Source organism: Sorangium sp. So ce281, assembly GCF_051527395.1.
Classification (GTDB): Bacteria; Myxococcota_A; Polyangia; order Polyangiales; family Polyangiaceae; genus Sorangium; species Sorangium cellulosum_B.
The window spans coordinates 1,336,783-1,359,924 of sequence record NZ_CP150322.1 but is presented as its reverse complement, the minus strand read 5'-3'; the positions used below and the strand labels follow the sequence as shown (position 1 = coordinate 1,359,924).

Here is a 23,142-nt window from a genome sequence, read left to right as displayed (position 1 = left end):
CGGCGCACGGGCGGCCTGCGGGGCCCCGGCGAGCCGCAGCGCCGCCCGGGGCTCCGCCGGTCTCGTCACTCCTCCTCGAAGCATAGAGCCGAGCTCGACTGCCGCTTCAGACGGCCGCGCGACGTGGACCGGGGCCGGCGCGCGCGCGGAGTTGACGCGCGGAGGCCGCGGGTGGACCAGAGGCGCCGGCTGTTCCTGCTGACGAGGAGAAGATCATGAGCCTTTACGACAGCTCGTTCCCCCAGATGACTCGCATGCTCGGCCAGGTGCTGGTCTGGCTCGACAAGGCGGAGGCCTACGCACAAAAGAAGAAGTTCGATCCGGAGGTGCTCCTCGCCGCGCGCCTCGCGCCCGATCAGTGGGACCTCAGGCGTCAGATCCAGAACGTCATCGCCTGGCCCCTGAGGCTGAGCGCGCTGCTCACCGGCGCGGAGCCGCCGCAGCTCGAGGCGGGCGACGAGACGCTCGCGGAGCTGCGCGCGCGCATCGGCAAGACGATCGAGCAGGTGAAGGCGGTGAAGCCGGAGCAGCTGAAGGGCGCGGAAGACCGCACGATTCCGCTCTTCTTCCTGCCGGGCAAGGGCATGAAGGCCCCGGCGTTCGTGTTCGAGTTCGCGCTCCCCAACTTCTACTTCCACGCCACCACCGCGTACTCGATCCTGCGGCACAGCGGGCTCGACGTCGGCAAGTCCGACTTCATCGGGCCGATCGACCTCCGCGACCTGTGACCGCGGCGGCCCTCCCCCGCGGGAGGCGGCAGGGTGCCGTCAGTCGTCCTCGCGCTCGTCCCCGAAGAGCACGCCGACCTGAAGCTCGATCGCATCGAACGGCTCGGCCCTGATGCGCTCACCCCGCTCCGCGCGGAGCGCCACGAGGTACCCCTCCGGGGTCCACCGGTGCACGGTCAGCGTCTCCTCCCGGGGATCGACGATCCAGTAATGGGGGAGCTGACAGCGCTGGTAAACGCGCATCTTCTTGACCGTATCGTTGCGCGCGTTGCTCGGGGAGAGCACCTCACAGACCCAGTCGGGCCGGATCCGGACAGGGCACCCGCTGGGCCGCTCCGGCGCGCGCTCGCGACGCCAGCCGACCACATCGGGCCGGTACACCTGGTCCGGCATGAACTCGACCTCGATCTCCGTGGCGAACCACCATCCTCCTGGCCAGCGGCCCCCGGGGCGCCGCTGGAAGGGGATCTTCACGTGCGCGACGACGGCGGACTGCGCGTCGCCGTGCTCGAACGAAGGGACGGCCTTCTGCACGAGCTCGCCGTTGATGATCTCGTGAAAGCGCTGCTCCTCGGGAATGGCCAGGAGATCCACCACGGTGGCTGGACGTGGCTTCTGTGCAGCGGTGGGCACGCGCCGAGCATAGCGCTTCCGACAAAGGGTCGCGACCCTTTGCTTTCTATAGCAATTTCAAAAGCTTACAGCCTGGCGCCGCAGGGGAGCCGACCCGGTTTCGGCGCCCCCTCAGCGTGCGCTCGCCTTGCGATCAGCGAGCGCCGCGAGCGTCTCGAGGAGTTCTCGGCGGTCGCGTCGCCCGCAACGCTGGGAGCGCGCGGCCGCCCGGAGACGGCGCGGGAGCTCGCGGAGCACAGGTTCGTGGTCTTCGACGCGGATCTCGCGATGCACGCCGCGTGGTGGCGGGCCTCGTTCGGCAAGAAGGCCCGCTGCCGCCGAAGATCGCGTGCCGCATCACGAGCCTCGACGAGATGCTGGCGCTCGTGATCGCGGGCGTCGGGATCGCGGCCCTGCCCGACTACTTCATCGCCGAGGCGGTCGCGGCGACGCAGGTCGTGGTGGTGGGGCCGCGGCCGGGCAAGGGGCGCCGGAGCGCCCGGAACACGATCCACCTCGCCTGGCGCAAGGGCGCGGCGCAGAGCGCGCGCTTCCGGGCCGTGCAGGCGGCGCTGCTGGAGGAGGGCTGAGCGCCGCGCGCGAGCTCACCGGCCCGCGCGCGGCTCGGCCGGATGGCCGGAGAGGGTCAGATGTCCTCGAGCACGAAGACGTAGGCCGAGCCCGACGAGCTCCCGAAATCGTCGTCACTGTGCGCGCCCACCACGACCGTATCCCCGTCGAGCGCGACCGAATTGCCGAAGTTGTCGTAGCTCGCTCCGTCGGAGGCAAAGAGCTCTTGCTGTTGCGTCCAGCTAGACCCGGAGCGCTCGAAGACGTACGCCGACCCCGTGTTGGAGACACTGGCAGCATCGCCGCCCGTGGCGCCGATGACGGCCCTGTCGCCCTGGATCGCGACAGAGATCCCGAAGGCGTCATAGGCAGCCGCACCCGTGGGAGCGAGCACCTGCTGCCCGGTCCAGCTGGAGCCAGAACGAACGAAGACGTAAGCAGCGCCCGAGGTGTTCGATGGATTCCAGTAGTTAGAGGCTCCGACGAGCACGGTGTCTCCGCTGATCGCCACGCTCTCGCCGAAGAACGTCCCCGAGCCCGTCCCGAACTTCACGAGCTTTGCCTGCTGCGTCCAGCTGGAGCCAGAACGAACGAAGACGTAGGCAGAACCCTGGTTGGAGGACGGGGCGTCATCCAGGGGTGAGCCGACGACGATGCTATCCCCGCTGATCGCGACGGAGTAGCCGAACTCGTCGGACTGGGCAGCATCGTCGGGGATGAGCTCTTGCTGCTCGGTCCAGGTGGACCCGGAGCGGGTGAAGACCCAGGCTGCGCCGTCGTTGGAGACCGAATGGTCGTGGTAATGACTGCTGGCAACGAGGGTGTCTCCGTCCAGCGCGACCGACCAGCCAAAGGAGTCGCTTGCAACAGCGTGGCTGGCGTTCAGCTTTTGCTCCAGGGTCCAGCTGGAACCCGAGCCGACGAAGACGTAGACCGCGCCGACGGCGGAGGCGCCGCCCGTGCCGCTCTTGGCGGGCGCCGACGCGGCGATGGTATCCCCGCTGATCGCGACGGAGTAGCCAAGCCACCCGCAGCCATCGAGGCCTGGATCGGGGCACGTGAGCCTGGCCTGCTGGGTCCAGGTGGAGCCGGAGCGGGTGAAGACGTAGACCCCGCCATTATTTCTCAGGCTCCCGCCGACCGTCGTCGTCGTGCGGTCAGCACCCACGACGGCCGTATCGCCGCTGATCGCGACCGATCTGCCGAAGAAGCTGTTGGCTGTCCCGTCCCCGGGCAGGAGCTTCTCCTCCTCCGTCCAGACGAGCGGGTCGACGATCATTGGATACACCGCCCCGGTGTCGTCGACCTGGAGCGACACCTGGCCCGCGTTCACGGCCAGCTTGGCCGGCAGGACCTTCCCCATCGCATCGACCACGTGCAGATCCGTGTATCGCACCACCGCCTGCCCCGCGGCATCCCGCCATTCGACGGCGTCCCCGCCCTCGGCGAGAGCCGCCTCCAGCGAGCTCTGGGCCTCCAGTGCGACGGTCACCGGGCCACCGCCCGCCGCCCTGCACGCGGGCGCCGAGGCCAGCGTGAAGCCCTGCTCCAGTCCCAGCGGCCCGTTGACGTACCACTCCACGAGGTCCCCGCGCCGGTACTCGATGCGCCCCTCGGCGGTCGTGGGCGCCGCGGCCTGCACGGGATCGAGCGCGCCGTCGCAGCCATAACCCACGGTGGCGACCGACCAGCGCCAGTCGCCCTGCCCCTCGCTCGGCGCGATCGTCACCCCCGACGTGGTGAGCTCCGCGCCAAACCGCTGCGCCGGGTTCTGCGCCCGGAGCGCCGCTCCCTCTTGCTCCGCGCGGTATGCCTCCGAGGCCCCCGCCTGCACGGCAGCGATGTAGGCGGCCCGCAGCTCCGGCGGCATCATCGCACGCTGGCTCGACCGCGGAGCCGTAGCCTCGACGACCTCCGTACCAAGAGACGCGTCCCCCACCTCGGCGTCAACGGCGCACGAGGCGCTACCCACCACCACAACGCATGTCAGCCCGAACAACCCACCCAGCAGATTTCTCCGCACCATGATTTCCTCCCTTTGCAAAAGAGCGGAATCTGGATATTAGATTTTTAGCTTACAGTCAACAGACCGGAACGATTCCGGCGGCGGCGATGGGGTTCAGGCCCTCTGCACGGTGATGTCGGTGCTTTCAGAAGGGTACGACAGGATCCCCTCATGCGGATCCCTCATGCGATCTCCCCATTCCCATTCAGGAGATGAGGCGAGCTTTCAGCGAACCTTGCGTGACATGCCGCAGGGCAAGCGCGCTTTCGTCCGCGAGGCCGTCCGACAGCCGCAGATACGCGCACGCCCCGTGCAGGCTCACCCGCCCCAGTCGACCTTCGGCCTCCCCGGCGGCGTCACGTTCGGCATCTCGTGGAAGAGCCCCCGCGCGAGGTCGGGCAGCGGCGCGCACGCCTGCTCTCCCAGGTTGGTCAGCTCCAGCGGGTCCTCGAGCACGTTGAAGCAGTGGTACTCGCCGTCCCACTCGCGCGCCTCGATCTTCATCGGCCCCTGCATCATCCCCCAGTTGCGGAACGCGCACCCCCACACCCACGTGCAGTTCGTGAGCGGCATCGGCGCGACCGTGCGCTCCGGCCGCGTCAACGGATGCCCGATCATCCGCCGGCGGAACGGATCGAGGCCCGGCTCGTCCCAGAGGCCCATCAGATCGAGGAACGTCGGCCCGAGGTCGAGGTGCCACACGAACGTGTCCTTCGCGCCCTCGATGCTCGCCCGCTCCTCCGGGGCGAGCGTCCCCTCCGGCGCGTCGACCCACGTCGGGACGAGGATCTCCTCGTCCCAGAGCGAGCTCGTGTGGCCGAGCTGCCAGTGCTCCCGGAACGACTCGCCATGATCCGACGTGTACACGATGACCGTGCGCTCGCCGCTCGGCGTCCCGCGGATATGGTCGATGAGCCGGCCAACCGCCATGTCCGACAGGTAAACGACGTTCTTGTAGTAGTTCTTGAAGTGCTCGTTCTTCTCGGGCGCCTTGGTCAGCTCGCTCGGCTGGAACGGCGCGTGGAGCGGATCGCTCACATAAGGGAAATGGACGTTCGAGTAATGGACGACCGCGAAGAACGGCTCGACGAGCTCGTCCCACTCCTCGATCACCCGATCGGTGAGCTGCCGATCGTAGGCGCCGTAATCGAGGTCGGCGCCCGGATCGAGCTGGGTCGCGACAGCCCGGTGCGAGACGGGGATATCCTGCACGTAGAGCCGAGCATTCCCGAACATGAGGTTCTGGCTCGTCCAGTAGGCGGTGTCCCACCCGGCCGCGTGCGCGTAGTCCCAGAGCAGCGGGGCAGCGCCGAGCACCGCGAGGCTCTCCGTCGGAGGGACGCCGGACCAGATGTTCGAGATGGAGATGGCCGTCGTCGAGTCGTGGGCCCGCATCTGCAGGAGCGGCATGCGGCGGGGCGCGGCGGCGTTGGAGAACGGCGTCGCCTTGTCGCAGGCCGGGTCGTACGCGACGCAGGTCACGTCCGCCCGCTGGCTTTCCTGCAGGATGAGCACCACGTTCCGCGGCCGCGCAGGCCGCGCCGAGAGCCGCGGCACGCGCTCCGGGTCGCGGCGCTGCACCCGCAGATCCGGCGAGTCGTTCGTGATGCCGAGGTGCTCCTTCACCAGGGCGGTGATGCCGTGGAAGTAGATCATGTCGGCCGACGACGACTGGATCACCCGGTAGCTCACCGGGATCATCGCCACGCCGGCCAGCGCGAGCGGCACGACCGCGGCGGCGAGGCGCCGCCGGAGCCGCCGGGGGCGCACGAGCCGGCGGGAGAGCCGGAGCGCCCCAAGGGCGAACCCGAGCGCGACGGCGAAGTGGGCGATCACGCTCGGGCGCCCGAGCGGGAGCGTGCCCACGATCGACCAGGGGATCGACTGGGAGTGGATCTGGGAGTCGATCGAACAGTAGATGTTGTAGAGGGCGTGGAAGCCCCCCTGGACGCCGCACGCGAGCGTGAAGAGCGCGACGAACAGCGCGCCCACGGCGCCGCGCGCCGCGCCGCGGCGGCCCGAGGCGACGTAGAGCAAGAGGCCCCAGAACCCCAGCGACGCGGCCACGGTCGCCGCGTATCCCGCGGCGTGCGGCCGATCGAACGTGGTCATGTGGCGGGCCCGGCGCAGCACGTCGGCGGCGAGGAGCCAGAGCGCCGGCGAGGCCAGGAGGGCAGCGCTGATCAGGCGGCCGCGGCGGAGCGCGGCCTTGCGCGCGGCGCGCGGACGGGCGCGGTCACGGGCGGCGCGGTCGCCCGCGCGCGCGGGGCGATCTTCTGCGCGCGTGGGGAGGACGGCGGGGGACGCGGGCGGCTCGGCGAGCGCGCCGCCCTCTCGGTCGATGTCCTGCGTCATCCGGATCAGTCGTGGCGAGGCCCGACCGCGAGGTCGCGGAGGTGGGCGGGGACGTCGACGCTGCCGGCGGGACCGCCGTAGAGGGCGTCCGCGAGCCGGGGCAGGTCGCCGCAGGCGGCGGGCCCGAGGTCGCGCTGCTCGCCGGGGTCGGCGAGCACGTCGTAGCAGTGCCAGGCGGTGTCCCAGGCACGGGATTCGAGCTTCATGTTGCCGCGCATCATCCCCCAGTTCTTGAACGCGCAGCCCCAGATCCCGGTGCAGTTCGTGAGCGCCAGCGCCGCCGGCCCCGGCGACGGCCGGAGCAGGCTGTGCCCGACCATCGCCGCCCGGTACCCCGCGAGCGCAGGCTCCTCCCAGAGGCCCATCAGGTCGAGCAGGGTCGGCGCCACATCGGTGTGGAAGACCGGCTCGTCCCGGGCCGCGCGCAGCGCGCCCTCCTCCGCGGCCGTCAGGGTGCCCGGCGGAGCGTCGACCCACCCGGGCACCCGGATCTCCTCGTCGAGGATCGAGCCCGTGTGGCCGAGCTGGCCGTGCTCCCGGAACGCCTCGCCGTGGTCCGACGTGAAGACGATGACCGTGCGCTCGCCGACCGGAGAGCTGCGGACGAAGCGGATGAGCTCCGCGATGGCCGCGTCCTGACGGTAGACCGCGTTCCTGTAGAAGTTGCGGTACGCCTCGTTGTCGTCGGGCGCCTTGCTCTCGAGGGCGGGCTGGAACGGCGCGTCCTCCGGGTCGACCAGGTAGGGGACGTGGGTGTTCCCGAAGTGAGCGACCGCGAGGAACGGCTCGCGCAGCGAGAGCACCTCGGACCGGACGTGCGCCGACAGCAGCCGGTCGTCGGCCCCGAGATCGATGTCGGCGAGCGGATCGAGCTCGGTCGCGCCGCACTGGTGCGAGACCGGCAGGTCCTGCACGTAGAGGCGCGAGTTGGCGAACATCATGTGGTGGCTCGTCCAGTAGGCGCTGTCGAAGCCGGCGGCGTGCGCGTAGTCGAAGACGAGCGGCGCCGTGTGGAGCGCCTCGCGGGTCGCGACCGGCTGGAGGCCGGACCAGAGCACCGCGAGCCCGATCGCCGTCGTCGAGGCGTTCGAGCGCATCTGCGTGAGCGGCAGCCGGTCGGGGACCGCCGCGTCGATGCGCGGCGTGCCGGGGCACGCGACGGGCGCCTCGCCGGCGGCCGCGGGCATGCGCGCCGAGCACGTCGCGTCGGCGCGCACGCTCTCGGTCAGGATGAAGAGGACGTTGCGCGGCGGGCCCGGCCGCGGGGTGACCGGCGGCAGCGAGGGCGGCGTGCGGAGCCCGGGGCGCACCTGCGCCGTGGTCTGGACGCCGGCGAGCTCCTTGAGCAGGCCGCCGATCGCGTGGAAGTAGATGACGTCGGGCGTGGAGGCCTGCACCGTGCGGTAGGAGCACGGCAGGACGAACGCGGCCACCACGACCGCGGGCGCGGCGAGGCGGGCGGCGCGGGCCCACGCCGTGCGGCCTGGCCGCACGATCCGCCGGCCCAGCCACACGAGCGCGATCGCGAGGAGCAGCGGCGGGAGGACCGAGCGGAAGAAGTTCTCGCCGTCGGCCCGGAGCTGGCCGAAGAGGCTGGCCGAGAGCGAGGTCCCGAAGAGCGTCGCGTCGAGGTTGAGGTACGTCGCGTACTGGCGGTGGAAGTAGAGCTGGCCGCCGAGCGACAGCGTCGCGAGCGCCACGAAGAGCAGCGCCGCGAGCCACCGCGACGCGCCCCGCCGCGACGAGGCCGCGAAGAGCAAGAGCCCCCAGAGCGCAGCGCTCTCGACCATCGCGCCGAGGTAGCTCGCGATGTGCTTGCCGCCCAGCTCGAGCAGGCGATCGCCGCGGAGGAGGACGTCCGCCGCCACGATGAGGAGCAGCGGGAGCGCGAGGAACAGGCGGCCGTAGCGGCGGCGGGCGCGGGCGACGGCGCGCAGCCGCGCGCGCGCCGCGGCGCGATCCGTGCCCAGATCGCGGGCGAAGCCGCGGGACGAGCGGCTGGCGGCCTCGGCCTCGACCGGGGGAGGATCGTTGAGCGCCTTGGAACGGAGCACGGAGGCGCGCGAGTTTACCGAGGACGTGGCGTATCGGGAACGTTTCTGAGGCGGCCCGGTGGCATCGAGGTGACGGCGCCGGCCGGGGTTGCCCGCCCGGGAGGCGAGAAAACCCTTCGACCGCCGCGCGAGGCGTGCCATGGAGGCGTTCGCATGGCGGAGCAGCTCTTCCTGAACGGGACGCGCGGCGCGCAGCAGACCTCCGGGGCCACGGCGCCGCCGGCCGAACCCGCGTCGACCGAGGCCGCCGCGCAGCCCGAGGCGCGGCCGTCGCCGGGCGCGCCGGCGCCCGAGCCGCCGCTCGAGACGGCGGCCAGGCTCAGCGCCGAGCTGGAGGCCGCGCTCGTGCGCGAGCTCATGGCGGCCTACCAGAGCCTGAACTACACGCATTTCCGGCGGAAGCTGCGCGCTGCGTCCATCGAGCTGTCCGACGCCGCGAGCCGGCTCGGGCGGTGGATCTCGGAGGCGCGCGCGATCGAGATCTCGCGGCCGCTCGTCCTGACGCAGCCGTGGGGCGTCGTGATCGAGGTGCTGAAGCACGAGATGGCGCACCAGTACGTGCACGAGGTGCTGGGCGTCAGGGACGAGGCGGCGCACGGGCCGGCGTTCCGCGACGTGTGCACGCGCCTCGGCATCGACGGGACGGCGGCCGGGATGCCGGCCACGGGGCGCTCGCCGGCGGATCCTGGCGGGGTCGCGCGCGGCGGCGACGCGGGCGCGTCGGAGGCGAGCATCGACGCCCGGATCCTCGATCGCATCGCCCGGCTGCTCGCGCTCGCCGACAGCCCGAACGCGAACGAGGCGCAGGCGGCGATGAGCGCCGCGCAGCGGCTGATGCTGAAGTACAACCTCGACGTCGCGAAGGCGCGCGCCGCGCGGCAGTACGGCTTCCGCCACCTCGGCGCGCCGAGCGGGCGCGTGGGCGAGACCGAGCGGATCGTCGGCGGCATCCTCGGGAAGCACTTCTTCGTCGAGGCGATCTGGGTGCCCGTCTACGTGCCGCTCGAGGGCAAGCGGGGCAGCGTCCTCGAGATCTGCGGGACGCCGGCGAACCTGGAGATGGCGGCCTACGTGCACGCGTTCCTGCACCACACGGCCGAGCAGCTGTGGAACGAGCACAAGCGGACCCAGGGGGTGAAGGGCAACAAGGACCGGCGGACCTACCAGGCCGGGGTGATGCTCGGGTTCCTCGAGAAGCTGAACGCGGAGCGGAAGGTGTCCGCGGAGCAGGGGCTCGTCTGGGTGAGGGACGCCGATCTGGACGGCTACTATCGAACGCGCCACCCGCACGTGCAGCACCTGCGCCACACGGGCAACCAGCGGACGGCGGCGCACGCGCACGGGCGCGAGGCGGGGCGAAAGATCGTCCTGCACCGCCCGATGCAGGGGGCGACCGGCAACCGGGGCATGCTGCTGCCGCCGGGCAAGAAGGGCTGAGCTCTCGGCTCCGGATCCGGGCCGCGCGAGGAGCGCGGACGGAAGCCGGAGGACGCGAGATGGCGGCGCGCCGGCGTCTCGGCCGCGGCGCGCGCTCGACGCGCTCGTTGACGGAGAAGGAGCGGTTCCGGCACGATGGCACGGCGCGCGGGAAAGCCTAGGAGAAGAACGAGATGCCGCTCCTGTTCACCATTGAAGAGCGCTTCGATGCGTCGCCCGAGGACGTCTTCCGGCTCGCGACCGACATCGACGCGTTCGGCGACTGGATGCCCAATTTCGTGCGGGTAGAGAGGCTCACGGGCGCCGTCGTCGGCAAGGGCGCGATGTGGCGTGAGACCCGCAAGATGTTCGGCAAGGAATCGACCGAGCTGTTCGAGGTCACGGCGGCGGAGCCCGGCAAGCGTCTGGACCTCTTCGTCGACGGGCAGAAGGGCACCACGGGGCGGGGGGCCTACCGCTTCCGGTATGTGTTCGAGCCCCAGGGCGCCGGCACGCTGCTCAGGATGGAGGGTGAGATCGCGGGGATGGGCTGGTTCATGGAGACGCTGGGGCGGCTGTTCATCGGCAGCTTCAAGAAGGCGGTGCACGGGGATCTCAAGGCCATGAAGACGCACCTGGAGCGGCGGCGGGCGAGCTAGGGCTGCGCCGGCCGGTCCCCACGGACACCCTCTCCGGGGGCCTCGTCGGCGTTCATCGAGCTCGTTCGATCGCGCTCAGGGCACCAAGGGCCCCACTGCGCTCACCAGCGTCATCGTGGTTATCTTGTCCTTCCTCGACACGAGCCTGGAGGACATCCGCCGATGCAGCGAGGGTGATCCGCCGCGGCTCCGGCGTACTTCTCGCGTTGCGCTCGGGCGGGCGGCGGAACAGCATGCCGGCATCATGGCGATGCGATGGCGGAAGGACCCGGAGAGGTCGCAGTCTTCTCTTATGCTCGAGCGGCTGCCGTCTATCCTGCTGTCGCTGTTTGCGGCGTTCTTCGTCGCCATCGCGAGCTTCGTGATCTCCGCCGGTTACGCGGAGCACCGAGCCGCCGAGATCGACGCGGCGGCCAGGAGCCTGGCGGAGAACGCCACGCCGAGCATCAACTCCCTGGCGGCCGCGCGCGCCGAGCTGAGGCATACCCAGGCGCTCCTGAGCGACCTCGTCAACGACGCCGCGCTGGGCCGCCCGCGCGACCGCCACGAGCTCGACGAGGCGCGCGGCAATCTATCCCGGAGCCTCGACGTCTACCTCGGCATACCCGTCTACCCGGGAGAGCTCAGGCAGTGGCAGACCGTCGCGCAGGCGCTCGGAAAGCTCGATCAGGACACCGACCGGGTCCTCTCGCTGGTGGCGAACGGCCGTCCGGACGAGGCCAGCAAGCTCATGGACGCCGCGCTGCGGGCGGACTTCAACTCGGCGAACGACGCCGTGATGGACAGCATCGAGCTCAACGCCAAGCACGCACGTCGTCTGGCGATCGAGATCGCAACCAACCGCGTTCGCTCTCGTCGGATCGCGCTGGTCCTCAACACGGCGAGCGTGACGTTCGCGCTGCTGGCCTGCGCGGCGGCCGCCGCGCAGGTCCGGCGCCACGTGAGGCTGCTCTGGCAGCAGGGCGTGCTCCTGGAGCGTCGAGCGGATGAGCTCGAGCAGTTCGCCGGCCGGGTCGCGCACGACGTGCTCAGCCCCCTCGGCGCGGTCGCGCTCTCGCTCGACCTCGCCCTGCGGCGGTGCGGCGAGGGAGAGCCGGCGCGCAAGGCGCTCGAGCGGGGCCGGCAGGCCATCGTGCGCGTCAAGCGCATGACCGACGGGCTCCTGGGGTTCGCTCGCGCGGGCGCGATGCCGGAGCCAGGCGCGCGCGCCGAGGTGCACCCCATCATCGACGATCTCATGGCCGAGCTCGTCCCTACCGCGGTAGAGCTCGGCGCGGAGCTCCGCGTCGAGCCCTTCGCCCCGTGCGCGGTGGCCGCGAGCCCCGGCGTGCTGACAAGCATCCTCGCCAACCTGATCCGCAACGCGCTCAAATACCTCGGCGACGCGGCGGTCTGTCGCGTCGTGATCCGGGTGCTCGACGCGAGAGAGGCCGTGAGGATCGAGGTGGAGGACACGGGGCCCGGCGTCGCGCCGGCCCTCGAGCAGATGGTGTTCGAGCCTCATGTCCGAGCGCAAGGCGCTCGAGTGCCGGGTCTGGGCCTGGGGCTCGCCACCGTCAAACGCTTGACCGAGGCGCACGGCGGCCGCGTGGGGCTCCGCACGGTCGTGGGCCAGGGGAGCCTCTTTTGGTTCGAGCTGCCCAGAGCGAGCGCCGAGGCGGCGCACGCGCCTGAAATCGGCTCCAGCACCGGCGCGTGACGTCCGGGAGACCGCGTCCCGGTCGCTCCGCGAGCGACGCGAGGATGCGCTGGCGATCGCGCTCCTCTCGGCGCTGCCGAGGGACGCGACCGACGGCATGAATCGCGCCGTGCGCAAGGCGACGCTCGCCAATGAACAAGGCATCGGACCAGCAGCGGCGCGCGACGAGCCGGAAGCTGCCGTGATGGCGCGATCGGAGGAAGGCGTTACGAGCGTTCCAGATGCGGACGAGATGATGGACGGCGAGGCCATGGACGAATCCATGGAAGAATCGGTGGATGCAATCGGTAGCCTCAAAATCATCCGCTGCAAGAAAGCCGACCGTGGCATTCCATGCATGAAGCAGTGTGCAAACGCTGGGATCTCGTGCGCGGCGAAGCGACCTCATCCGGAAGACCACGACGTCGGATACGGAGAGCTCGGGCAGTGCAGAACGTTGGGCGCCGTCGGCAGCTGTTGGTATCACTACCCCAATGGCCAGCTTTGTGTCTTCGTCCCGTGGAGGTCGTTTTGTCGCATTGATAACGACTGATGACGACGGTTATCGACCGGGATCACCCAAGCCACGAAGAGCTTCTTGCGCGGCTCGTTCCCAATCCGAGCCGAACAGACTCTCCATGCACTGAATCGATAGATTGTATAGCTCCGGCGGCCGCTTTCCTCCGGCCAGCGCTGCGGAGCCCACCGTGTGAAGCCGGCGCATCCGCTCGACGTCCTCCACGGTGATGGTTCTGGGGCCCTGAATGCGCCCGGCTACATGCTCCATCATCGCCCACTCGGCGGCGCCCATGGTGTTCTCCCACGCGCATGGTTCAACCCCAAGATCGGCGTCGCCGCGCTTCAGCGCACAGGCAAGAAGATAGGTATAGCCAACGGCGTAGACCTGGGCATAGACCGCCCATGCGAGCTCTTCTTCCAGGTCTTCTTCCGCGTCGGTCCGCTCCTCGTCAATCATGGCATGGACTGTACTTCCGTTCCTAGAACACCAACGATGAGGCAGCCCCGAGGTCAAGGGCTTTAGCGCTCTCTTTCCGCGGCTGGCCGGCTTCGGCTCGGCAGCGGTAGCGCTCGGTGTCGTCAGTGCAGGTCGTTTCGGCATGGGCGTCTCCCTTCGCCCTGGCGGGCGTCGTTACGGTTGGGCTGGAGCGCCGCGTCGCGTGCGCAGGAGCGAGCTGTGGCTCAATCGACGATCCGCATTCACAGGCCGGCGGTCGCCCTGGTGACCTGGATGCAGGCTGGGGTCCGAAACGGGATCGTGGAGGCGCAATCTATCAAACGGTGTGTTCCACCCAGAGGCGGATCACCCTCGGTGTTCCCGCGCTCATCCACGTAGCCCTCGTTCACGCTCCTGGCGTGGCGCGCTCGTGGCGCATGTCCCCCGTGTGGGGGAAGTCAGTGCATCGAGGCCCTCCTTGAGGTCGAGCTCGGCCTCGATGGAGCCGCTGCCGTGGCGGCGTTGAGTCCCTTGTCGACGGACCGTTGCCGGCGGCGCGCCTTGACCGTGGCTCGCTGCAAGGCGTGCGCCTGCTGCTCGACCGACTGCGCCTGCAGGCGCAGGCCCTTGGCCGAGGCAGCCGCTGCGCTCTGCGCGTCGTAGAGCGTGCCGTCGCGCCACATGGCCCACAGCACCCCCGACAGCCGCCGCGCCAGCGCCACGACGGCGATGTGGCGACCCCGGCGTTCGGCAATGGCGTCTGCCCATCGACGCAGTGGGTCGTCGCCGCTCTTGTTCTTGTGCCGCAGGATCGTGTGCGCGGCCTGTGTCAGCAGCACGCGCACGTACGCGTTGCCTTGCTTGGTGATCGAACCCAGCCGCCGCTTGTCGCGCCCGCCGGAGGTGTCCTCCAAGGGAACCAGACCCAGGTAGGAGGCGAGCTGGTGGGCGTGGCGAAAGCGCTTGGCTTCGTCCACGACCGAGACGAACGCGGCAGCGACGACCAGCCCCACGCCGGGCGCCGTGGTCAACCGCGCGATCACCGGCTCGTGGGCGCACAGCTGCTCGAGCGCGGCATCGACCAGCGCGATCTGGGGGTTGAGCACCTCCAGCGTGATCACCAAGGGCCCGACCAGCTGACGGCTCTCGGCTGGCAAAGAGGCCTCGCGCAGCCGCGCGAGAAAATCCTCGGTCATACATGTCGCGAGCTTGTGTCCGCAGGCGCGCAGAATGCCGCGCACGGTGGTGACGTACTGGGCTCGCGTCTCGACCAGCGCGCGCCGGACGGCCAGCTGGTGGCGAATGGCCCGCCGGTGAGGCGAAAGCACGTGAGCGAGCGGAATGCCCCCGCGCTCGACGGCGCGCGCCAGCGCCTCGGCATCGAGGCGGTCATTCTTGCGGCCGTGCTGGCCAACGCCGACCTGACGTGCTCGCGTGGTGTCGACGACCAGGACGTCGTGGCCCCAGTCGCGGAGCTTGTCGTGAGCCACCCAGGCCTCCCGGCACGCCTCGATCGCCACCCGGGCCGGCGAGGACGACGGACCGAGGACATCTTGGAGCGAATCAAGCGAGCGGACCGTGCGTCGCAGCGCCACCTGCCCGCCCACTACCTCGCAGAACGAAATCTCGTTGACCCCCAGATCCAGCGCTACACTTCGCATGGCTGACCTCTCCTGGGCCCCCGTCGACTGCGTCTTCGAACGCGTGGGGGTGCCCGCAGGCAACCCTGCAGGCGAGAGGTCGGCCATCTTGCTTGCTGCTCCGAGTGGCTCCTTCTTGCGCGCTGCTCTCCGGAGCTTGGAGCCCCCGCCGGAGGCCTCCGTCCGCCCATCGCCCGCAGCTTTGTCCGGCTGGAGCGCGCAGGGGGAGTCAAGGGCGGCGGAGCCGGCGAGCTCCGCTCGCGAACCCTTGACCCCCCCGAGCACTCCAGCACGCTCTGCTGCTGCCGATGGGCCGACCTCCACGGTGATGCGGGCTGTCTTCGCAGGCCCCGCCGCGCGAACGCGTCGAGCAGACGCACGGGTCGGTGCGGTCGGCATCGTGGATCCAGGCGCCGCTTGGGCTGCCTCATCCCATCTATCATGTTGAAACCCGGAGGATTTCACAGGGAGGCGAGGAGGCGGGGAGGAAGAAAAAAAGAATCTCTCCTTCTCGCCGTCTCTCGCTCCCCGCCTCCTCGCCTCCCTGTGAAATTCCTGCTTTTTCTCGGGGTTTCAACCCGTTTGTCGCTCTAGGGGCTGCCAGCTGGGGGAGGAGCCGGGACCACGTCTCCAGGCGCCCCCGTGAACGCAGCCAGCGGTGAGGGCGTGAGGTCAGCCCGCGTCGCCCCCGTGGCCTCGAGGCGCGTGTCGGCTGCTGCTCCGCGGCCCCTCAGGCGAGCGGCCACAGGGCGCGAAACGGCCACGGACACGCCGAACCGCTCGCTGGCGCGAGCTCGACCAGGCGGACGGCGGCGCACCCGGCACCGCGCGGGCCCCCTCGCTGCAGCGTGGGCGCGGCGTCGAGGTGCACGCCGGCGTCCGCCTGGTCGAGCTCCGGGGCCGCGGCATCGAGGTCGCGAGCGCCCTGGAGCTGTCATGGGAAGATCAGCTGCCCCTCCCCGGGGCGTCCATGGGGAACCCTTCGAGAAAACCGCTTGACTCCGCCCGCTTGCCCATGATGGCTTGAAAGCCAAGGGAGGTATTCTCCATGGCAAAGTCCATCCCCTTCGATCCGACTCCATACCTGCGCCCTCCGAAGCTCGACGTCCGGCAGGCCGTCGCGCTCGCGATCGCGCTCCTCTCGGCGCTGCCGAGGGACGCGACCGACGGCATGAAGCGCACCGCGCGCATCGTGCGCAAGGCGACGCTCGCCATGAACAAGGCGTGGGGCCAGAAGCGGCGCGCGGCCGGCGCCCCGAAGCCCGCGAGCAAGGCCAAGGCGGACTACCGCGTCGACACCGCCTGGGCCGCCCTGAAGATGCGGGTCGATGCCTGCGCCTTCTTGCCGGCCACGGCGCACCCGAGGGCCGAGCGAGCCAAGGAGATCTCGCAGATCCTGTTCCCGGAAGGCCTCGAGTTCCTCAAGCTCTCGATGGATCTCGAGTGGGCCGAGAGCAACGCCCTCCTCGGCCGGATCGCCGAGGACGACGCGCTCGGCAAGGACCTTGTCGCCATCGCGGGTCCTGAGTTCTTGGCCGAGGTGCGCGCGGCCCACGAGGCCTATGGCGAGGTCCTGGGGATCACGAAGGCGCACGAGACACCGGCGGACGTGGCGGCCCTGCGCGAGCCGCTCCGGGAGCTCGTGAGCGCGATCGGCGATTACATGCTCCAGGTCGTCGCCGGCGTCGATCGCGAGAGGCCGGAGACGGTCCAGGCGGCGCGCGCCGCGCTGGCCCCGCTGGACCGCCTGCGCCAGGCCGCCGCCCGGCGGGCGGCCGGCAAGAGCGGCAAGGGCGCCCCGGCCGCGGACGAGGACGACGAGGAGGCGCTCCCCGAGATCGAGCTCGAGACGCCGGTCCCTGACGTGCCGCAGTAGCCGCCCCGTCCGAACGGGGCCGGCGCCGCCCCTCGCACGACGTTGCCGCCCTCGAACGACCCACGGCGCATCGAACGTGTACAAGGTTGCCCCCTCGGACGACCCACGGCGCCTGCGCTGCTTCACCCGCCTGCTCACCTCGATCCGCTGCGGCCACGCCGATGACCGGCTTCCCGCCGCGATGGCCGCCCAACAGCTTGCATTCGGCACCTCAGACGCTCATGGCCGCCCGGGTCGCCCGCCACCGGCGCTCTCGATGCCGACGCGCAGCACGACCTCGCCGGCGCCCAGGTCGACGCCGAGTAGCGCGGCGTCGTCCGTGGCGAACAGGAAGCGGAGCGCGCGCGGGGCGATCCGGAGCGGCGGCGACAGGCGCAGCGCGTCGCTCCCCTCCTCCACCCACACGATCTGGCAAGCGTCGCCGGCGTCGAGCGCGAGCACGAGGTGCGACGCCGAGAAGGCGTGCAGCACGGCGCGCCCGGGCAGCGCGATCCGCCGGGGCGGCGCGCCCGCCTCGCCGCGGCGGACGATCGCGCGCCCGCCCGCCTCGAGGTGATCGCGTCCCACGGCGCGCGCCGAGGGCGGCGCGCCGAGCCCGAGGTGCGCGAGCGCCTCGAACGCCTCGCGCTCCTCGGGCGTGGGGCCGAGCGGCTCGCCCAGGGCCGGCGCCGCGGCCGGCGCGGACCAGGCCGCGGCGACAGCGCGTGCGGCGGCCGCCTGCTCGGGCGTCGCGGGGGGGTGCACGACCACAGCGTTCCCCCGCGGGTCCAGTTCCTGCACGCCGCCGCCCTTGCCCACGAGCAGCCGGCCGTCCCGGACCGCAAGGACAGCGTCGCCGAGGAGCTTGCCGATGACGGACCGCGCGCCCCCTTCAAGGCGCACGATGTCGTGGAAATCGACCGCGTACACCGCGTCGCCGGCGGCCACCGAGCGGCGCAGGTGCAGCGTGCTCGACGCGCCGACCAGCGTGGTGTGCTCCGGCAGGACGAACGGCGCCGGGAAGAGCCGCTCGCGGAGCAGATCCGCGTCCTCGCCGGACGCGAACCGGCGCACCGCCTCGACGATCGCCTCGCGGAGCCTCGCATCGAGCGGCTCGACAAGCCCGGCGTGGGCGCCCGGGGAGAGCGGCCCAACATCCAGGAGCTGGCGCCCTGCGCCCGCGAGCGCACGGTCGCTCGGCTGGGACTGGAGCGCCCGCTGGAGATCCTCGCCGGAGAAGCGGCCGAGCAGGAGCCGCGGGAGAAACTCGTAATCGGGCCGGCGCGCGAACGGCCCCGACCCCGCCCCGTACCATTCCAGGAGCCCTCGGGCCCTGCGCATGTTCGCGCCGGCCTGACGGATCCACGCCGCCGCCTCCAGGATGTGCCAGGGGTCTAGGAGGCGCTCGATCGGCGCGCACCAGGGGCCCTTGAGGTTCGGCGGGATCGTCTTGCGCCATTCACACCGCGCACGCTCGCCCTCTTCGCTGCGCCAGCGCGTCACGTCCTCGAGCGGCTCCGGCACGCCGTGCGCGGCGAGCCACTCGAGCAGCGCGCAATCGTCACGCAGCTCGGCCCAGCCGCACCACTGTTTCCAGTCGAGGCCCCGCCAATAGATCGAACGGTTCTCCGGGTAGAGATCCAACCGGCCGGCCGGGCCGCCCTCCGCCGCGACCACGAGCCCAAGCTGCGGCAGCCCGTGCGGCGCGCGGCCGCGCTCGTCGAAGTAGGGCTTGTCCTCGCAGATCTCGAGCGCCGGTCCAAGGGCCTTCAGCGCCGCCCGGTCGAGCTCGGCGAGCACGCGATCGCCCCCGTCGACCACCAGGCCCCGGGACGCCGCCACGAGCGCGCGCTGGACGTCCTCGTTCCGGGGGGGCTGACCGTAAGGATAGGGATTGATGAAACGCACGGGCTCGTCTCGCTCCTCGCTCCGGGCCGATCAGCGCCGGCGCCGGCCGCGGCCTCCCTGCGGGCGGGGGCGCGTCTCGACCCAGGTGCCATCATGAACGTACGGCGTCGTTCCGCCCGTCCAGTTCGGCGCCATCATGCCGGGGCCCCACGCGTGGCCGCCTGGCCCCACGGACGTGGTGCCCGCGTAGGTCGCGGCCGGGTTGGCCGAACGCGCGCCGCTCGCCATCGCCCGGGTCTCGTCCGCGACGGCCTGGAGCACGCTCGGCCCGTTGCCGGCCCCGGGGGTCGCGCTGTTGCACGCGGACAGCTCGACGCGCCGCTTTCGCCCCCGCTTCTGGCCGCGGAACCCCGCCGCCGTGAGCCGCTGCCCGAGCTGGCGGCCGTCGATGTACCCGTTGCCCCACTCCACCAGGTTGGGCGCGCCGTGCGTCGATACGATGACGTGATCCTCTCGCGCCAGGCTGCCCGGCGTGAGCTGATCGTACCGGAGCACGCGAGCGCCAGGGTTCTGCGCCTGGATCATGGCGACATGCTGCTGGATGGTCGCGTCGCCCGGCGCGCCCACGACGATCGTCGTGAGCCCCGAAGGATCGATGAAGATCGTGACGTTGGGGACGAACCCGATCTCCTGCAGCGAGCCCAGCAGGCCGATCGGGTCGGGGGTCAGGAAGACGTGCGTCGTCGGGTCGTAAAAGCGGTGGCGGTTGTAGTGCAGATCGGTCACCGCGTCGGCGCGCTGCCCGGCGAACCGGAGCGCGCCCGGATCGCCCGTCGCGTGCGCGACGCGACCGAAGGCGCCGAGATCGATCTCCGACGCGCGCCCGTCGCGGTGCAGGTAGAGCCAGGGCGTGGAGGCCGCGTCGGTCACGACCATCCGCCAGTCCTTGCCGTCGCGCGCCTCGAGGAGCGGCGTGAAGCCGTCGTCGTCGAAGACGCGCTGGATCGACGGCCCCCTCGTCGGGCGCTCCTCGACGAGGCTCTCGCCGTCCCAGCCGAACCAGGTGCTCTCGCCGTTGCCGTGCGCCTGCGCGACGCAGCGGCCGAGGGGGTCGTACAGGTAACGGACGGCGAGGCCGTCGCCGCGGACCGCTGCGACGAGGCGGTCGCGCTCGTCGTACGTGTAGCGCCAGGTTTGCAGCGGCCCCTGGCCGACGCGGGCCGCGAGGCGGCCGCGGGCGTCCCACTGGATCTCGGCGCCGCCCGCGCGCAGGGGGCGGCCGTCCCCGCCGATCGACCATGTGGGGCCGCGCGACGGGATCGGCGTTCCCTGGGGCGCGTACGCGAACTGCTCGTCGGCGCCGAGGCCGTGGAGGCGGAGCGGCCTGCCCTCGACGTCGAGGTCGTACTGGCGCGCGCCCCGCTCGCTGTCCGTGATCGCCGCGACCGGGCCCACCCGGCTCCACGTCCACGCGCGCGCCCTGACCGGCTCTCCGCGCTCATCCAGGATGGCGACGCTCTCCGGCAGGCCCTGGACGTCGCGCGACCAGACGAGCTCGCGCGTCCCGTCGAGCCGCCTTCGCCGCGCCTCGCCGCGCGCGTCCCGCGTGAACGCGAGCCCATCCGCCTCCGCGGCCGCGACGTCGAGCGACGCCGGCGCGCCATCTTCCTCGCGCCGGCGCACCTCGACGGACCACCCCGTCGCATAGCGGCGGTCCAGCACGCGACCCGCGTCGTCGAAGCGGCGGGAGACGGCGAACGCGAACCCGACGGTCTCCTGGACCTCCCGGACGACCCGGCCGTCGTCGTCGCGCTCGAACGTGACCATCACGTCGGCGTTGCGCGCGCGCGTGAGGTGGCCGAGCGCATCGTACTGGAACTCCTCCACGAGCCCGCCCGAGGTCTCGACCTTCGTGACGCGACCGGCCCCGTCGTGCTCGTAGCGCACCCACGCACCGTCGGCATGGATCGCCCGGACGAGGTGGTTCGAGCCGTCGTACTCGTACGCCGTGGTCGAGCCGCCGAACGAGGTCTCGCGGGAGAGGTTGCCGCTGCCGTCGTACTCGCGCGCATGGCGCTCGCCCGCGGCGTTCTCGATCCACCGGAGCCGCAGGAGAGCGTCGTAGCCGAGCCGGAATCGCCTGCCGTCCGGGCGCACCACCTCCACGAGCGCGCCGGCGACATAGCGGTACCTCGTGATCCCGCTCGCGTCGGAGCGCGCGATGATGCGGCGGCTCCCGTCGATCTCCAGCTCCAGGACGCTGCCGTTCGGCTCCTCCAGGCGCACCAGCGCGAAGCGCGAGTCGTACGCGAACCGATAGACGCCGCCCTTCGGAGTGCGCGCCTCGACGGGGCATCCGAACAGATCGAAGATGTACTCGTAGACCTCGCCGGCCGGCGTCTCGACCCGGAGCGGGTTGCCATGCGCATCGTAGTCGTAGGTGAGCTCGGCGCCGTCCGGCCCGGTCGACGCACGCACGAGGCCGTGCGCGTCCCACTCGAGCGCGTGGTCGCGGCCGCGCCAGTCGACGCTCCCGGTGGGGATTCCCCTCCAGTACGTGGTGCGGGTCTTCTTCCCGTCGGGCCGCGTGCGGACGCTCGCCTGCGCCTCCGCGTCGACCGCGTCGCGCCACGTCGCGCCGTCGGGCTCGGTGACGCTCGCGAGGTGCCCCGCGGCGTTGTACGACCACCGCGTGGTCCGCCCACCGCCGTCGCGGATCGAGAGCAGCCTGCCGATCGTGTCGTACGCGTAGGTGCGCGCATGGCCGCGCGGATCGACATAGACGGTCACGAGGCCGAGCGCGTTGCCCGTGTACGTGTGGGTCGCGCCCTCGCCGTCGATCACCACGGTCCTGCCCCGGGCGGGGTCATACGACAGCCGGGTGTGGTGGATGCCCCGGGCGCCCGGGAGGCGGGGCGCGCCGAGCTCCGCGAGCACGTCGCGGCCGGCGATCTCGCCCCAGGTCTCGACGCACCGTTTGACGCCGTCGATCGCCTCGTACCTGAAGTGGTAGGCGAGCCCGTCGGGCAAGACCTCCCGGACGAGGTAGTGCTCCTCGTCGTATTGGTACCGGATCTCGGCGCCGCCCGCGTCGATGACCCGCACCAGATCGCCCGCGCCGTCGAGCTCGTAGGTCACGGCGCGGCGGGTGTGCGTGGTGCCATGCTCGTCGATCGCGGTCACCTCCCACCAGGCGAAGAGCCCCTCGCGCTCGAGCCGGGCGCGCCGCCCGACGGCATCGACGATGCCCGTGAGCTCATCGCCTCGCCATTCCATGCTCGCCCTGTTGCCGAACGCGTCGCGGATCTCGACGAGCGCGAAGCGGTCCTCCGAGGCGGCGCGGCGCAGCACCCGCACGAGGCCGTCGTCCTCCTCGACGAGGAGATCCTCTCCGACGGCGGCGACGCGGACCCCGAACGGCAGGAGCAGGACGACATCCTGCGCGGGCCAGGCGAGCGCCTGGGTGCGACCGCCCGGCGCGGTGAGCTCGATCGCATCGCCGCGGCGCCGAGCGCTCCAGGCGAAATCGTGCGACCACCCCCACCCCATGCCGCAGCGATGCCGCACCGCCGCGGTCGAGTAGCTCCGCTCCAGGGTCACCACCAGGGGCCCTGGCAGCTCAAGGTCCGCGACGGGGTTCGTGTACATGGCCCCGGTCACGACGTCGATCGGGTGCCCCGCGGACGCCTGGCCATCCGCCCCCGGCGGCGCGGGTGGGCTCGGCGGGCCCGCGCCCTGGCTGCTTCCGCCGCCGCCCCCGCCGCCGTTGCTCGGGCCCTGCGGGCCGCCGCCGCCCGGGCCGCCGGCGCCGCCGCCGCCGCCGCCACCGCTGCCGCCGCCGCCCGCGGCGTTGCTCGCGCTCGCCCCGGCGCCGGCGGTGATGCTCTTGTTCATCTGGCCCATGCTGCCCGTGATGCCGGCCATGCCGAGCTCGATGAGGACGTTGGGCGCGCCCAGCCAGGGAAAGCACGGCCCCCCCGTGTTGAGGCTGACGACCTCCTTGAGCGTGCCCGCCTCGTTGCCGTGACAGGCCTTCATGCAGCCGCCGACCGTGAGGATCTTCGCCCCTTCGATCTTGGTCCGCATGCATGGATCGATGATCCCCTCGCCCACGGTGCCCATCGTCGGGTACGGGATCGGCACCGGGCTCGGTGCCGCGGGCGTGAGGCACACGCTGACGGCCATGCCGGTCATCTGGTGACCCGACTTTTCCGTGACTGCGTCCATGTGAAGGATGGTGACCTTGGCCATGGCGCCCTCGAGCGTTGCACGAGGTGAATCCCGGCCACAACGACGAGGATGTCGGCGCGACGTCCGTGCGGGCCCGATGCGAGGCGGTCACGCACGCGGTATCTCTCGCTCCGGCGCTCCGGCACGACATCCTGTCGCGGGCGCCGATGCGCGCAGGCCACGGTCCCAAAGGCCGCCGCCGCGCCGTGCCCGGGTCACACCACCGAGGAGACCTCGTGTCCCCGAGATAGCGCGATGACGCTCTTCACATGACGGGGCCGGCGCCGCCCCTCGCACGACGTTGCCGCCCTCGAACGACCCACGGCGCCTCGAACGTGTACAAGGTTGCCCCCTCGGACGACCCGCGGCGCCTCGAACGTGTACAAGGTTGCCCCCTCGGACGACCCACGGCGCCTCGAACGTGTACAAGGTTGCCCCCTCGGACGACCCACGGCGCCTCGAACGTGTACAAGGTTGCCCCTCGGGCGATCCCGGTTTCCTTCCGTTCACCCCCTTCCGTCTTTGTTGACCCGGTGC

Annotated in this window: 15 protein-coding genes; 7 read left to right on the top strand and 8 right to left on the bottom strand. The window is 71.4% G+C overall.

Annotated features, from left to right (window positions below; genetic code table 11):
* Positions 1–215: 215 nt before the first annotated feature.
* Complete coding sequence (locus WMF27_RS05025; protein WP_437761386.1) at positions 216–728, top strand: DUF1993 domain-containing protein; 513 nt, start codon at positions 216–218, stop codon at positions 726–728.
* Positions 729–767: 39 nt separating this feature from the next.
* Here the strand turns inward: WMF27_RS05025 and WMF27_RS05020 are convergent, their stop codons facing one another.
* Positions 768–1,361, bottom strand: a complete 594-nt coding sequence (locus WMF27_RS05020) for a Uma2 family endonuclease (RefSeq protein WP_437761387.1) — start codon at positions 1,359–1,361, stop codon at positions 768–770.
* A gap of 281 nt (positions 1,362–1,642) precedes the next feature.
* Here WMF27_RS05020 and WMF27_RS05015 point away from each other — a divergent pair, with 281 nt between their 5' ends.
* On the top strand, positions 1,643–1,930 hold the full coding sequence (locus WMF27_RS05015) for a LysR substrate-binding domain-containing protein (protein WP_437761388.1): 288 nt from the start codon (positions 1,643–1,645) through the stop codon (positions 1,928–1,930).
* A 56-nt stretch (positions 1,931–1,986) separates the two neighbouring features.
* Here the strand turns inward: WMF27_RS05015 and WMF27_RS05010 are convergent, their stop codons facing one another.
* The 3 genes from WMF27_RS05010 to WMF27_RS05000 all read right to left on the bottom strand — a co-directional run bounded on the left by WMF27_RS05010 (position 1,987) and on the right by WMF27_RS05000 (position 8,324).
* The gene (locus WMF27_RS05010) at positions 1,987–3,783 is read right to left on the bottom strand and encodes an FG-GAP repeat protein (protein WP_437761389.1); all 1,797 of its coding nucleotides are present in this window, start codon (positions 3,781–3,783) and stop codon (positions 1,987–1,989) included.
* 450 nt (positions 3,784–4,233) lie between these two features.
* Positions 4,234–6,270, bottom strand: coding sequence for a sulfatase-like hydrolase/transferase (locus WMF27_RS05005; protein WP_437761390.1), 2,037 nt, complete (start codon positions 6,268–6,270; stop codon positions 4,234–4,236).
* A gap of 5 nt (positions 6,271–6,275) precedes the next feature.
* Positions 6,276–8,324 (bottom strand): sulfatase-like hydrolase/transferase, encoded by a 2,049-nt coding sequence (locus tag WMF27_RS05000; RefSeq protein ID WP_437761391.1) that lies wholly within the window; start codon positions 8,322–8,324, stop codon positions 6,276–6,278.
* Positions 8,325–8,477: 153 nt separating this feature from the next.
* On the opposite strand from WMF27_RS05000, the gene WMF27_RS04995 reads away from it, so the two are divergent.
* The 4 genes from WMF27_RS04995 (at position 8,478) to WMF27_RS04980 (ending at position 12,630) form a co-directional block, all read left to right on the top strand.
* On the top strand, positions 8,478–9,761 hold the full coding sequence (locus tag WMF27_RS04995; RefSeq protein ID WP_437761392.1) for a SprT-like domain-containing protein: 1,284 nt from the start codon (positions 8,478–8,480) through the stop codon (positions 9,759–9,761).
* A 173-nt stretch (positions 9,762–9,934) separates the two neighbouring features.
* Positions 9,935–10,399, top strand: coding sequence for an SRPBCC family protein (locus tag WMF27_RS04990; RefSeq protein ID WP_437761393.1), 465 nt, complete (start codon positions 9,935–9,937; stop codon positions 10,397–10,399).
* A gap of 292 nt (positions 10,400–10,691) precedes the next feature.
* A complete protein-coding gene (locus tag WMF27_RS04985; protein ID WP_437761394.1) occupies positions 10,692–12,098 on the top strand; it encodes a sensor histidine kinase in 1,407 nt (468 codons plus the stop codon).
* A gap of 97 nt (positions 12,099–12,195) precedes the next feature.
* Positions 12,196–12,630 (top strand): hypothetical protein, encoded by a 435-nt coding sequence (locus WMF27_RS04980; protein WP_437761395.1) that lies wholly within the window; start codon positions 12,196–12,198, stop codon positions 12,628–12,630.
* A gap of 9 nt (positions 12,631–12,639) precedes the next feature.
* Here WMF27_RS04980 and WMF27_RS04975 read toward each other — a convergent pair whose 3' ends face one another.
* On the bottom strand, positions 12,640–13,053 hold the full coding sequence (locus tag WMF27_RS04975) for a hypothetical protein (protein ID WP_437761396.1): 414 nt from the start codon (positions 13,051–13,053) through the stop codon (positions 12,640–12,642).
* A 437-nt stretch (positions 13,054–13,490) separates the two neighbouring features.
* Positions 13,491–14,693 carry an IS110 family transposase gene (locus tag WMF27_RS04970; RefSeq protein ID WP_437761397.1) on the bottom strand — a complete coding sequence of 401 codons (1,203 nt, stop codon included), beginning with the start codon at positions 14,691–14,693 and terminating at the stop codon, positions 13,491–13,493.
* A 1,027-nt stretch (positions 14,694–15,720) separates the two neighbouring features.
* Here WMF27_RS04970 and WMF27_RS04965 point away from each other — a divergent pair.
* Complete coding sequence (locus WMF27_RS04965; protein ID WP_437761398.1) at positions 15,721–16,548, top strand: hypothetical protein; 828 nt, start codon at positions 15,721–15,723, stop codon at positions 16,546–16,548.
* 219 nt (positions 16,549–16,767) lie between these two features.
* On the opposite strand, the gene WMF27_RS04960 is transcribed toward WMF27_RS04965, so the two are convergent.
* Both WMF27_RS04960 and WMF27_RS04955 read right to left on the bottom strand, forming a co-directional pair.
* Entirely contained in the window at positions 16,768–18,435 is a 1,668-nt protein-coding gene (locus WMF27_RS04960; RefSeq protein WP_437761399.1) for a hypothetical protein, read from the bottom strand.
* Between the two features lie 30 nt (positions 18,436–18,465).
* The gene (locus WMF27_RS04955; protein ID WP_437761400.1) at positions 18,466–22,626 is read right to left on the bottom strand and encodes a PAAR-like domain-containing protein; all 4,161 of its coding nucleotides are present in this window, start codon (positions 22,624–22,626) and stop codon (positions 18,466–18,468) included.
* Between the last annotated feature and the right edge of the window lie 516 nt (positions 22,627–23,142).